The following is a 13110-nucleotide window of genomic DNA, read 5'->3' on the forward strand; positions in this document are numbered from 1 at the left end:
CGGTCGTTCGAACCGGGCGACGCCGGCCGGCAGGCCTGCGCCGCTGCTCCGTCGGAGCGCGGCGCACCTCGAGCCTGTGCCGATATTCCCCCCAGGAGACAAGCCCATGCCAGGCCAAGGCAACGCACACCCGTCTGTCCCGCTTTCCCGTTCCGCGCACCCCGACGCGGGTCACGGCAAGTTCAAGAAACAGCTGTCGCTGACCGATCTCACGTTCATCGGTCTCGGCGCCATTTTCGGTTCGGGGTGGCTGTTCGCCGCGAGTCACGTCTCGACGATCGCGGGCCCGGCCGGCATCTTCTCGTGGCTGCTCGGCGGCTTCGCGGTACTGCTGCTCGGCATCGTCTACTGCGAACTCGGCGCCGCGCTGCCGCGCGCGGGCGGCGTGGTCCGCTACCCGGTGTTCTCGCACGGCCCGCTGCTCGGCTACCTGATGGGCTTCATCACGCTGATCGCCTTTTCGAGCCTGATCGCGATCGAAGTCGTCGCCGCGCGCCAGTACGCGGCCGCGTGGTTTCCGGGCCTGACAGTCGAAGGATCGAGCGACCCGACGACGATCGGCTGGCTCGTGCAGGCCGCACTGCTGTGCTTCTTCTTTTACCTGAACTATTCGAGCGTGAAGACGTTCGCGAAAGCGAACAACATCATCAGCATCTTCAAGTTCATCGTGCCGCTGTCGGTGATCGCGGTGCTGTTCACGTTCTTCAAGCCGGCGAACCTGACCGTGCACGGCTTCGCGCCGTTCGGCATGCCGGGCATCGAGATGGCCGTGTCCGCCGGCGGCATCATCTTCGCGTACCTCGGGCTCACGCCGATCGTGTCGGTCGCGAGCGAGGTGCGTAATCCGCAGCGCACGATCCCGATCGCGCTGATCCTGTCGATCCTGCTGTCGACGCTGATCTACGTGCTGCTGCAGCTCGCGTTCATCGGCAGCATCCCGACCGCGATGCTCGCCGGCGGCTGGCACGATGTGAGCAAGGCGTTCACGCTGCCGTACCGCGACATCGCGCTCGCACTCGGCGTCGGCTGGCTCGCGGTGATGGTCGTCGCCGACGCGATGATCTCGCCGAGCGGCTGCGGCAACATCTACATGAACGCGACGCCGCGCGTCGTCTACGGCTGGGCGAAGACGGGCACCTTCTTCAAGGTGTTCACGCGCGTCGACGAAGCGTCGGGCATCCCGCGCGCGGGCCTGTGGCTCACATTCGGCCTCGCGATCTTCTGGACGATGCCGTTCCCGTCGTGGGAAGCGCTGATCAACATCGTGTCCGCCGCGCTGGTGCTGAGCTATGCGGTCGCGCCGGTCTCGGTCGCCGCACTGCGCCGCACCGCGCCCGACCTGCCGCGGCCGTTCCGCGCGGTGGCGTTCGGCATCACCGGCCCCGCATCGTTCGTGATCGCCGCGCTGATCGTCTACTGGTCGGGCTGGAGCACCGTGTCCTGGCTGCTCGGCCTGCAGATCGCGATGTTCGTCATCTACCTCGCGTGCCGCCGCTGGGTGCCGACCGCACACCTGAGCCTCGCCGAGCAGGTGCGCTCGTCCGCGTGGCTGATCGCGTTTTATGCCGCGATGATCGTGCTGTCGTATCTCGGCGGCTTCGGCGGCACGGGCCGGCTCGCCCATCCGTACGACACGGTCGTCGTCGCGGCCGTCGCGCTCGTCATCTACTACTGGGGGGCGAATACAGGCGTCCGTTCCGACAAGCTGCAGCTCGACGACGACGAGGACTGACGCGCCCCCGCCGTTTCCCATGATCCCTTCGGCCGGGCACCCCACGCCCGGCTCCTGTTTTTTCCGAGGAAAACCATGCAACTCACAGGTCAGCTCCTGATCGGCCAGTCCGCCGTCGCCGGACAGAACGGCACCCTCCACGCGATCGCCGCCGCCACCGGCGAACGGCTCGAGCCCGCCTTCGGCGGCGCGAGCCTGCACGACCTGGAGACGGCCTGCGCGCTCGCCGACGACGCGTTCGACATCTATCGCGAAACGTCGCTCGAAGCACGGGCCGCGTTTCTCGACGCGATCGGCCGCCACATCATGGCGCTCGGCGACGACCTGATCGAGCGCTGCGTCGTCGAGACGGGCCTGCCGCGGGCCCGCATCGAAGGCGAGCGCGGCCGCACGGTCGGCCAGCTCGCGCTGTTCGCGTCGCTCGTGCGCGACGGCGGCTTTCTCGACGCGCGGATCGATCCGGCGCGCCCCGAACGCAAGCCGCTGCCGCGCGTCGACCTGCGCCTGCGCAACGTCGCGGTCGGGCCCGTCGCCGTGTTCGGTGCGTCGAATTTCCCGCTCGCGTTCTCGGTCGCCGGCGGCGATACGGCGTCGGCGCTCGCGGCCGGCTGCCCGGTGATCGTCAAGGCGCATTCGGCGCACCCCGGCACGTCGGAACTCGTCGGCCGCGCGATCCAGCAGGCAGCGCGCGAATGCGGAATGCCCGCCGGCGTGTTCTCGCTGCTGTTCGACGCATCGCGCGAGATCGGCCAGGCGCTCGTCGCCGATCCGCGCATCAAGGCCGTCGGTTTCACCGGCTCGCGCCGCGGCGGCGTCGCGCTGATGCACATCGCGGCCGCACGCCCCGAGCCGATTCCCGTCTATGCGGAAATGAGCTCGATCAACCCCGTGCTGCTGTTTCCCGCCGCGCTCGACGCGCGTCACGACACGATCGCGCCGCAGTTCGTCGCGTCGCTCACGCTCGGCGCCGGCCAGTTCTGCACGAATCCGGGCCTCGTGCTCGCGGTCGACGGCCCCGCCTTGCGCGCGTTCGAGGAAACGGCCGCCGCCGCGGTGCGTGCAGCGCCCGCGCAAACGATGCTGACGCCGCACATTCACGCCAGCTACGAAGGCGGCGTCGCGGCGCTGCGCGCTCACGCTGCGGTCGAGTTGCTCGCGCAAGGCGCGGAAGGCGACCGGCTGCAGGCTCGCGCCGCCCTGCTGGCGACCTCGGCCGATGCGTTCGTCGCGCATCCCGAACTGCGTGAAGAAGTCTTCGGCCCCGCTTCGCTGATCGTGCGCTGCCCGGACGCCGACAGGCTGCATCGCGTGCTGAAGTCGCTCGAAGGCCAGCTGACGATCGCCGCGCATCTCGCCGACGGCGACGCCGCCCTGTTCACCGCGCTGCGCCCGACCTTCGAGCGCAAGGCCGGCCGCATTCTCGTCAACGGCTTCGGCACCGGCGTCGAGGTCGGCCACGCGATGGTGCACGGCGGCCCGTTCCCGGCGACGTCCGACACGCGCACGACGTCCGTCGGCGCGCGTGCGATCGAGCGCTTCCTGCGCCCCGTGTCGTATCAGGACCTGCCGGATGCGCTGTTGCCGGACGCGATCCGCAACGGCAATCCGCTGAACGTGCCGCAGCGCATCGACGGCGTGCCCGCGCCGCGGGAGGGGAACCATGTCTGAGCAGATCGCCGAAGTCGTCCTGTCGCTCGATGAAGTCCACGCGCTCGCGCTGCGCGTGCTGACGCACCACGGCATGTCCGACGCCCATGCCCGGGCCATCGCCAACGTGATCACGCAGGGCCAGCGCGACGAATGCCATTCGCATGGCGTGTATCGGCTGCTCGTGTGCGTGCGTTCGCTGAAGAAGGGCAAGGTCGATCCGCAAGCCGTGCCGACGCTGCGCCGGCTGTCGTCGTCGATCGTCGCGGTCGACGCGCATCGCGGCTTCTCGCTGCTGAGTTTCGAAACGGGCCTGCCCGTGCTCGTCGAGATGGCAAAACAGCACGGCATCGCCGCGATGACGATCAACCATTGCTACCACTTCTCCGCGCTGTGGCCGGAAGTCGAGGCGATCGCGGCCGAGGGGCTGGTCGGCATCGCGATGAATCCGAGCCATAGCTGGGTCGCGCCGGAAGGCGGCAGGGAGCCCGTGTTCGGCACGAACCCGATCGCGTTCGCGTGGCCGCGCCCGGGCGGCGTGCCGTTCGTGTTCGACTTCGCGACGAGCGCGATCGCACGCGGCGACATCGAGCTGCATGCGAAGCAAGGCAAGGCGATCCCCCCGGAATGGGCGATCGACGCCGAGGGCCGGCCGACCACCGATCCGAAGGCCGCGCTGCAGGGCGCGATGCGCACGTTCGGCGGTCACAAGGGGTCGGCGCTCGCGGCGATGGTCGAGTTGCTCGGCGGCGCGCTGATCGGCGACATGACGAGCCGCGAGTCGATGGACTTCGACGAAGGCGTCGGCGCGACGCCGTGCCATGGCGAACTCGTGATCGCCTTCGACCCGAAGGTGTTCCTCGGCGACGATCTCGATACCGGGCTCGCGCGCGGCGAGCGGATGTTCGAATCGATCGTCGCGCAGGGCGCGCGGCTGCCGTCGCAACGGCGCTTCGACGCCCGCGCGCGCAGCATCGCGAACGGCATGCGGATTCCGAAGGCGCTGTACGACGAGATCCTGACGCTGCTCGACTGATCGCCCGCTCGGGGCCGGATCGCGCGGCGATCACCGATCGATGCGCGGCCCGGTCGGCTCCCCGCCCGGTCGCGCGGCCGTCCCGCGGCCTTCGGCACGTTTTGCGCCGGGCACGCCTGCGGCGCCGGTTGCCGGCCCCGCGGGCGCCACGCCCGCGGCGGCTGTGGGATAATCGCCGGGTTTGCCCAGGGCGCAGCTCAAGAGGTTGTTCGCACGGGCGCGAGAGAGGCCCTTATTCCCCGTGCCTCCACCCTTTTCCCGCGATATTTCTTCAGCAACGACAATGCCCACTTACCGTTCCAAAACTTCCACCGCCGGCCGCAACATGGCGGGTGCGCGCTCGCTCTGGCGCGCCACCGGCATGAAAGACGACGATTTCTCGAAGCCGATCATCGCGGTCGTCAACTCGTTCACCCAGTTCGTGCCCGGGCACGTGCACCTGAAGGATCTCGGCCAGCTCGTCGCGCGGGAGATCGAGGCTGCCGGCGGCGTCGCGAAGGAATTCAACACGATCGCGGTAGACGACGGCATCGCAATGGGCCACGACGGCATGCTGTATTCGCTGCCGAGCCGCGACATCATCGCGGATTCGGTCGAATACATGGTGAACGCGCACTGCGCGGACGCGATGGTCTGCATCTCGAACTGCGACAAGATCACGCCTGGGATGCTGATGGCCGCGATGCGCCTGAACATCCCGGTGATCTTCGTGTCGGGCGGCCCGATGGAAGCCGGCAAGACGCGCCTCGCGAACCCGGTCACCAAGACCGTCGAACTGAAGAAGCTCGACCTCGTCGACGCGATGGTGATCGCGGCCGACCCGTCGTATTCGGACGCCGACGTCGCTGAAGTCGAACGCTCGGCCTGCCCGACCTGCGGTTCGTGCTCGGGCATGTTCACCGCGAACTCGATGAACTGCCTGACCGAAGCGCTCGGCCTGTCGCTGCCCGGCAACGGCACGGTGGTGGCCACGCACGCCGATCGCGAGCAGCTGTTCAAGCGCGCCGGCCGCCGGATCGTCGAGCTCGCCCGCCAGCACTACGAGCAGGACGACGAACGCGTGCTGCCGCGCTCGGTGGGCTTCAAGGCGTTCGAGAACGCCATGACGCTCGACATCGCGATGGGCGGTTCGACCAACACGATCCTGCACCTGCTGGCGATCGCGCAGGAAGCCGGCATCGACTTCACGATGAAGGACATCGACCGCCTGTCGCGTGTCGTGCCGCAGCTGTGCAAGGTCGCGCCGAACACGAACAAGTACCATATCGAGGACGTGCATCGCGCAGGCGGCATCATGGCGATCCTCGGCGAGCTCGACCGCGCCGGCAAGCTGCACACCGACGTGCCGACCGTGCACGCGCCGTCGCTGAAGGATGCGCTCGACCAGTGGGACATCGTCCGCACGCAGGACGATGCGGTCCGCACGTTCTACCTGGCCGGCCCGGCCGGCATCCCGACGCAGGTCGCGTTCAGCCAGGACACGCGCTGGCCGAGCCTCGACCTCGACCGCGCCGAAGGCTGCATCCGCTCGTACGAGCATGCGTTCTCGAAGGAAGGCGGCCTCGCCGTGCTGACGGGCAACATCGCGCTCGACGGCTGCGTGGTGAAGACGGCCGGCGTCGACGAGAGCATCCACGTGTTCGAAGGTTCGGCTCACGTGACCGAATCGCAGGATGAAGCGGTCGAGAACATCCTCAACGACAAGGTCAAGGCCGGCGATATCGTGATCGTCCGCTACGAAGGCCCGAAAGGCGGCCCCGGCATGCAGGAGATGCTCTACCCGACCAGCTACATCAAGTCGAAGGGGCTCGGCAAGGCATGCGCGCTGCTGACGGACGGCCGCTTCTCGGGCGGCACGTCGGGCCTGTCGATCGGCCACTGCTCGCCGGAAGCCGCGGCGGGCGGCGCGATCGGCCTCGTGCGCGACGGCGACAAGATCCGCATCGACATCCCGAACCGCACGATCAACGTGCTCGTGTCCGACGAAGAGCTGGCGCGCCGCCGCGAAGAGCAGAACGCGAAGGGCTGGAAGCCTGCGCAGCCGCGTCCGCGCAAGGTGTCCGCGGCGCTGAAGGCCTACGCGAAGCTGGTCATGTCCGCCGACAAGGGTGCCGTGCGCGACCTGTCGTTGCTCGACGACTGACGCAAGTAGTACGGCCGGCTGCCCGCCACGCGCAGCCGGTGGGGCTGGGGGCAGGACAACCCGCCCGCGCCGCTGTGGAAGCCGCTCTCCGGAGCGGCTTTTTTTCGTTCGACGCCCGGGAATCCCCAGCGCCGGCGACATCAGTGACGGAAATCTTCGGGGCCACCACCTCCGCCACCACCGTGGTTACCGCCACCGTTTCCACCACCTTGCGGCCGCGCATAACCGCCGCCGCCCCCGCCTCCCTGACGCACCGGCGGCGGCATCGGACGCGCGTCGCCTCCCTGGTGCATCGCCGGCGGCATCGGACGCGCCTCGCCTCCCTGGTGCACCGCCGGCGGCATCGGACGCGCCTCGCCTCCCGGTACGGGCGGCGGGCGCAGCACGGCCGGCGGCGGGCCGGCCGGACGCGCGTTGCCCGCCCCGCCCGGCATCGGTGAAGGCGCCGGTGCTGCCGGCGGCGGTGTGCGGATCGCGCCGTTCCAGCCGCCGCGTGCAGCCGACGGCCGCGCGTCGTGCACGGGCGGCGGGCCGCCCGGTGCAACCTGCATCGGCCCGCCCGGTTGCGGACGGCCTTGTCCCGGCGGCATGCCCCCTGGGCCGAGCCGCGGTTCCGGACGATGCGCCCAGCGATCGCGGTCGTGATACCACGGACGGTGCCGGTAATAACGATCCCAGTACGCGGCGATCGCGAACCCCGTCACCGGAACCCCGATGATCGCGCCGTATTCGAGCAACGGCACGTAGCTGCCCTGGTACGGATACTCGAGCAGCTGCGCATCGATCCAGCCGCGCACGCCCGGCAGCGCGACGTCGCACCACGAGTAGTCGCTCAGGCAACCGAAGACGTCCAGCGCCGTGTCGGGCGGAATCTGCGCCACCACCGGATAGTCGGGCGCCGGCCCCGCAAACAGTTCGGCCGGCGAGTTCGTGTAGGCGCTGCTCTGCGCATCGGCGACGCCCGGCGCGGCCGCGAGGCCGAGCAGGACGACGTACAGACTTCGGACAATCGAATTCCTCATGATGCTCTCCCGCGCGGTGCCGCCGCGCGCCGGTCAGTGCCGATGCCCGCCCCAGCCGCCACCCGAGTGGCCGCCGCCCCAGTGGCCGCCACCCCACGGACGATGCCAGTACCCGCCGCGTCCGCGCCAGTAGCCACCGCCCCAGCCGCCCCAGAAGCCGACCGAGATCGCCGGCGCTCCCCAGCCGTACCAGCCTGGGTAATACGCGGGGGCATAGTACGGATACGGATAGGGATACGGCGGCGGATAGGCCGGCGCGACGTAGACGGGAGCCGGGTCGGCCACGGGCGGCGCGACCGCCGTCGAGCCCTGGCTCGATGCGGCGCTACCCGGTGCAGCCGGCGTGACGGGTATCTCGCGCTGCGTCAGCGTGGCCGGCGCCGGCGCGTAATACGGCGCATAGCCGTACGGACTCGTGTAATAACAGCCGCCGAGGGCCAGCGTGGTCAACGCGAATACCGCATACCTCGCGGCAGGAATCGGGGTCATTTCTTGCTCCGGCGGAATCTGCGCTGCGCAGCCAGGCTGCGCGCCTGACTCTAGCTTACGTCCCCTGCAGATTTCCGCCCGGTATGATCGGTTACTTTTTGTTTCCAGCACCAGACGCGCGCGCAGGCACGCCGCGTGCTGATGGGTCTGCCGCGCTCGCGTTGAAGTTCGCGCAAATGCCCTCAACTTGAACGATGTCAGGCTGGCCGGCGCGGACGGGGTTCGCGAGCAACCGGCGGCCCGAAACCGGCGGGCTTCGGCCCGCCCAGACAGGAGCGCGGCTCACGCCGCCATCGACATGACTACGCCACGCCCCACTCCCCGGGCGGACACGCCGCTCGATCCGATCATCCAGTTGCTGGCGCTCGCCGGCGAACAGGGTTATCTGACCCACGCCGACCTCGTCGACGCGCTGCCGCCCGAAAGCGACAGCCCCGACGCGCTCGACGTCGTGCGCGCCGCACTCGCCGACATCGGCATCGCCGTGCTCGACGAGCCGGCCGCGCCTGCGCCGTTCGCCGGTTCGTCGCCGGTCGACGTCGATCGCGATGCGCTCGACGAAGGCCGCGCGATGCTCGGCGACCTCGCACGCGGCACGAGCGCGTCGACCGACCCGCTCGCGCTCTACATGCGGCGCATGCAGGCGGTGCCGCTGCTCACGCGCGAAGGCGAAATCGTGCTTGCCCGCGAACTCGAGACAGGCCGTCACCAGATCCTGCATGCGATCGCCGGCTATCCGGCGGCGGTCGACTCGCTGCTTGCGCGTCACCGCGCGACGGCGACGACCGGCAGCGCCGGGGCTTCCGACGGCGACGCCCCCGACACGCCCGCGCCGGCCAGCTACGACGCACTGCAGACGGCCGTCGCGGCCCTGCGCGGCGCGTTGCACGCGCAGGGCGTCCGTTCGGACGAATACCGTGACGCGCGTAACCGCATAGCTGCCCTGCTGGGCTCGATCGCGTGGCTCGCACCGGCGGTCGACGACGCGAGCCGCGTCGTGGGCACGCTCGCGTCCGCGCCGCACGGCACCGAAGCAGGCGAAGCCGCCAGCTTCGACGCGGTCGCGCGGCGGGCACTCGCCGCAGCGCTCGCCGACGGCCAGCAGAAAGTGCGCGACGCCACGCGCGCGATGCTCGAGGCGAACCTGCGGCTCGTGCTGTCGATCGCGCGCAAGTACATGAACCGCGGCGTCGACCTGCCCGATCTCGTGCAGGACGGCAGCCTCGGCCTGATGCGCGCGATCGAGAAATTCGAATACCGGCGCGGGTTCAAGTTCTCGACCTATGCGACCTGGTGGATCCGCCAGGCGATCGCGCGCGCGGTCGCGGATCGCGCACGCACGATCCGCGTGCCCGTGCACGTGGGCGACCAGTACCAGCGTGTACAACGGCATGCGCTGCGTTTTCACCAGCGCACGGGGCGCCGGGCGACGCCGGCCGAACTCGCGGCCGAAACCGGCCTCGACGAGGACAAGCTGCGTGCGGTGCTCGCGCTGCCTGCCGAGCCCGTGTCGCTCGATGCGCCGCTGCCCGACGCGGACACCGGCCTCGTGGAGCTGATCGAGGACCAGGCGTCGGCCAGCCCGTTCGAGCAACTGGCGGACACGCGCATGCGCGAGTGTGTGCGGTCGCTGCTCCGGTCGGTCACGCCGGCCGAGGCCGACGTGCTGCGCCGGCGGTTCGGCCTCGGCGGCGCCGAGCCCGATACCTACGATGCGATCGCGCACGACGCCGGCATGTCGCGCGAACGCGTGCGCCAGATCGAGAAACGGGCGCTCGCCGCGCTGCGCACGGCCGCCGAGGCCGAGAACGCGCAGTCGTTTCTCGACGCGTGACCGCATCACGCGACGCACGGTCGTGCCCCTACCGGCACGACCGTGCACCTCGCACCTGTGCTACGTTTGCTATTGACGTGCGTCAAGTTTTCTTCAACGCGTGTCGCGACAATGATGAACAGCCGACCGGCGCATCGCTCGCCGTGTCCATTCCGTTTGTGCTTCCCCGGGTCCCTCGCGATGCAGACGAGCGCCAGCCAAACGTACGAGGAAAACCGGCGTATCGCGGCCTGCCTGCGCGAGGCGGCGCAACGGCTGGCTGACCAGGGCGCGAATCCTTACCGGGTCGCCGCGTACCGTGCGTCGGCCGGCACGGTCGAAGCGCTCGACCTCGACATCCGCACGCTGTTCGAATCCGGCGGCGTCGATGCGCTCGGTACGTTGCCCGAGATCGGCACGGGCGTCGCCCAGGCGATTGCCGAGCTGCTGGTGACCGGGCGCTGGCGGCAGCTCGACCGGCTGTGCGGCGACGCCGTACGCACCTCCGCATTCGAAGCGGTGCCGGGTATCGGCCACGCGCTCGCGTTACGCATTCACGACCTGCTTCACATCGATACGCTCGAGGAGCTCGAACGCGCGGCCCGCAACGGCCAGCTCGAAACGATCTCGGGCGTCGGCCCGCGGCGCGCAGCCGGCATCCGCACCGCGCTCGACGACGTGCTGAGCCGCCGCCGGCGCTGGCAGGGCCACGTGCAGGACGCCGGCCCCGGCACCGAGCCCCCCGTCGAACTGCTGCTCTACATCGACCGCCTGTACCGCAACAAGGCCGCCGCCGGCGTGTTGCCGACGCTCGCGCACCGGCGCCTGAACGTGGACGGTTACGTGCCGTCGCCCGTGATGCACATGACCAAGGGCGGCTGGCATTTCACGGCGCTGTGCCTGCTTGCCGCGATGCGCACGCCGGAGGCCTCCCGCCCGACCGACTGGGTCTCGCTCTATTTCTACGACGCCGGGCAGCGCGAACACCAGCGCACCGTCTTCACCGAAACGGTCGGCTCGCTCGTCGGCAAGCGCATCGTGCGCGGGCGCGAGCAGGAGTGCCGCGTGTACTACGCGGGCTGAGTCAGTCAGTCGTCGGAGGTTTCGTCGACGTCGAACGCCACGCCGAGCACGGACGCGATCTCGCGACAGGCATGAGTGAGCGCGCGTGAGCGGCGACCGGAATATTCCACCGCGAGATCGAACCAGGTCGAATACGACACGTAATCGGCGCCGCTTTTCCGGTTCGGCACGTCGAACCACAACGTCACCGTGTAGCCGCCCTTCCAGCGTATCGGTATCACCCGCGTGAGCCGCAATCTCGTGATCGCGCCGTGACGGAAGCGGAAGCTGTCGTCGCCCACGCGGAACCCCGACCATGCGCCGTCGTTCGACACGAACACGGTCAGCGTGTGGTCAGGTGGCGCGGCCGGCCCCCCATCCTCGACGGCAAGTTCGGCCATCGACACCATCGACGCGCCCGAATCGCCGTGCCCCGTCTCGACGTCCACATACGATTCGATCGTCTGCTTCGCGTTGTCGTAGAAATAGCGCGCGACGTCGGACCGCGCGTCGCCAGCCATCGGATCCACTTGCTTGAATCGTGCACGCTCGCCGTATCGAAGCGGTACGTCGGGCGCGTCGTCGGCATCGCCGGCGTCTTCGGCGCCGTCAGCCGGTTCGTCGTCCGGACTGTCGGCCGGTACGGCCTGCGCGGCCGTCTCGGGCTGCCCGATACCCCCACGCCGTCGCTTCACCCAGGCAGTTCCCCACGCCAGCAGGGCTGTCTGCGCCGCCAGCACGACCGCCATCGTCGCGCACCCCGCGAGAAATCCGTAGTGCGGCCCGACCTTCGATGCCGCGTACGCGGCCGGAAGCACATAAAGCACCAGCAATGGCGCAAGCAATAACGACACGCGTCAACCCCGTTGTTCCTGTTTTCGTTTTCGAATTCCGGCCGGGATCGGCACCGCCGCCACCCCGCCGCCGGACTGCTGATGCCACCCGCACGTCGCGCGGGCGCGCAACCTATGCGCCTTCCCCCTTCATGCGACGCGCCGGATTGCGATGCGCGGCAATGCGCAGCAGCTTCTGGAACGACGGGCATTCGAGATGGTTCGCCGCCGGGCACACGGCCGCGTGCCGCAGCGCATCGCGCACGGCGCCGAGACGGCGGATCGTGCGGTCGAGTTCGTCGGCCTTGCTGTCGAGCTTCGCGCGATCGATCGCAGGCAGGCCGTCCGTGTCCACCATCGCGAGGATGTCGTCGAGCGAAAAACCCGCCTCGCGGCCCAGCGCGATCAGTGCCAGCCGCTCCAGCACCGACTCGTCGTATTGCCGCCGCAGCCCGTGGCGGCCGATCGGGACGATCAGCCCCTTTTCCTCGTAGTAGCGCAGCGTCGACGCGGGCAATCCCGAGCGCCGCGCCACATCCGCAATGTCCAGCCGACTCATGCTTGACCTCAAGTGAACTTGAGGTTGCAAGATAGGCGCTCGACTCCATAACGACAAGCCCTGACTGCCATGAAACCGCTGAAATCACGCTGTATCCCGCTGCGCCGCGCAACCGTCGCCCTCCGCGCCGGTGGTTCGCGATGAGCCTGCCCGACGTCCTGCTCAACCTGTTGCTAATCGGCACGGGCGCGACGCTCGTGATGGATCTGTGGGCGCTGTTGCGCCGACGTGCATTCGGCATTCCGTCGCTCGACTATGCGCTGGTCGGCCGCTGGGTCGGTCACATGATGCAAGGCCGGTTCCGGCACGTGTCGATCGCCGCCGCGCCGCCCGTGCCGGGCGAACGCACGCTCGGCTGGATCGCGCATTACGCGATCGGCATCGCGTACGCGGCGCTGCCCGTCGCGATCGCGGGCACGGCATGGATCGGCACACCGACACCGCTTCCCGCGCTCGTCTCCGGCCTCGCCAGCGTGGTCGCGCCGTTCTTCGTGATGCAGCCCGCGTTCGGCCTCGGCATCGCGGCGTCGCGCACGCCGCACCCGGGCGTCGCGCGCCGGCGCAGTGTCATCGCGCATCTGTCGTACGGTGTGGGACTTTATCTGGCGGCGTTCACGCTGGCAGCGCTGCCCCGTTGAGCACACCGTCTTGCCGAAGCCGTGACGGGTAGCGCCGGCTCACGGAGCCGACGTCGACGCCCGCACAGCGCTTCGCCGAAGTGCACCGGGCGCTTTGTCCTGCGCGAGCCGAACGATGGCCGCGCCGACATAACGG

The 13110-nt window shown here is 69.5% G+C and carries 11 protein-coding genes; 7 read left to right on the forward strand and 4 right to left on the reverse strand.

Translation table 11 applies throughout. The features are described from left to right. The first annotated feature begins 106 nt into the window (after positions 1-106). From ABIC51_RS07910 to ilvD, 4 genes are all read left to right on the forward strand, one after another. Positions 107-1732 carry an APC family permease gene (locus ABIC51_RS07910; RefSeq protein ID WP_354006401.1) on the forward strand — a complete coding sequence of 542 codons (1626 nt, stop codon included), beginning with the start codon at positions 107-109 and terminating at the stop codon, positions 1730-1732. 75 nt (positions 1733-1807) lie between these two features. After that, positions 1808-3400 carry an aldehyde dehydrogenase (NADP(+)) gene (locus tag ABIC51_RS07915; protein WP_354006402.1) on the forward strand — a complete coding sequence of 531 codons (1593 nt, stop codon included), beginning with the start codon at positions 1808-1810 and terminating at the stop codon, positions 3398-3400. Beyond that, positions 3393-4415, forward strand: coding sequence for an Ldh family oxidoreductase (locus ABIC51_RS07920; protein WP_175898023.1), 1023 nt, complete (start codon positions 3393-3395; stop codon positions 4413-4415). Before ABIC51_RS07915 ends, ABIC51_RS07920 begins: the two co-directional genes overlap by 8 nt. 283 nt (positions 4416-4698) lie before the next feature. Further along, a complete protein-coding gene (ilvD, locus tag ABIC51_RS07925) occupies positions 4699-6558 on the forward strand; it encodes a dihydroxy-acid dehydratase (RefSeq protein ID WP_027791333.1) in 1860 nt (619 codons plus the stop codon). A gap of 140 nt (positions 6559-6698) precedes the next feature. On the opposite strand, the gene ABIC51_RS07930 is transcribed toward ilvD, so the two are convergent. Both ABIC51_RS07930 and ABIC51_RS07935 read right to left on the reverse strand, forming a co-directional pair. Beyond that, positions 6699-7580 (reverse strand): SH3 domain-containing protein, encoded by an 882-nt coding sequence (locus tag ABIC51_RS07930; protein WP_175853667.1) that lies wholly within the window; start codon positions 7578-7580, stop codon positions 6699-6701. A gap of 33 nt (positions 7581-7613) precedes the next feature. After that, on the reverse strand, positions 7614-8069 hold the full coding sequence (locus ABIC51_RS07935; protein WP_175898024.1) for a hypothetical protein: 456 nt from the start codon (positions 8067-8069) through the stop codon (positions 7614-7616). Positions 8070-8367: 298 nt separating this feature from the next. Here ABIC51_RS07935 and ABIC51_RS07940 point away from each other — a divergent pair, with 298 nt between their 5' ends. Continuing rightward, on the forward strand, positions 8368-9903 hold the full coding sequence (locus ABIC51_RS07940) for a sigma-70 family RNA polymerase sigma factor (protein ID WP_226128891.1): 1536 nt from the start codon (positions 8368-8370) through the stop codon (positions 9901-9903). A 180-nt stretch (positions 9904-10083) separates the two neighbouring features. Further along, positions 10084-10965, forward strand: coding sequence for a helix-hairpin-helix domain-containing protein (locus ABIC51_RS07945; RefSeq protein WP_124531483.1), 882 nt, complete (start codon positions 10084-10086; stop codon positions 10963-10965). Between the two features lie 5 nt (positions 10966-10970). Here the strand turns inward: ABIC51_RS07945 and ABIC51_RS07950 are convergent, their stop codons facing one another. Beyond that, positions 10971-11798 (reverse strand): hypothetical protein, encoded by an 828-nt coding sequence (locus tag ABIC51_RS07950; protein WP_146253286.1) that lies wholly within the window; start codon positions 11796-11798, stop codon positions 10971-10973. Positions 11799-11910: 112 nt separating this feature from the next. Continuing rightward, the gene (locus ABIC51_RS07955; RefSeq protein WP_146253287.1) at positions 11911-12336 is read right to left on the reverse strand and encodes a helix-turn-helix domain-containing protein; all 426 of its coding nucleotides are present in this window, start codon (positions 12334-12336) and stop codon (positions 11911-11913) included. A gap of 140 nt (positions 12337-12476) precedes the next feature. Between ABIC51_RS07955 and ABIC51_RS07960 the strand changes: the two genes are divergently transcribed. Beyond that, positions 12477-12974: a DUF2938 domain-containing protein gene (locus tag ABIC51_RS07960; RefSeq protein WP_146253288.1), complete on the forward strand. Its 498-nt coding sequence runs from the start codon at positions 12477-12479 to the stop codon at positions 12972-12974. Positions 12975-13110: the final 136 nt, after the last annotated feature.

The sequence above is a fragment of the Burkholderia sp. 572 genome (genome assembly GCF_040545135.1).
Taxonomy (GTDB): Bacteria; Pseudomonadota; Gammaproteobacteria; order Burkholderiales; family Burkholderiaceae; genus Burkholderia; species Burkholderia cepacia.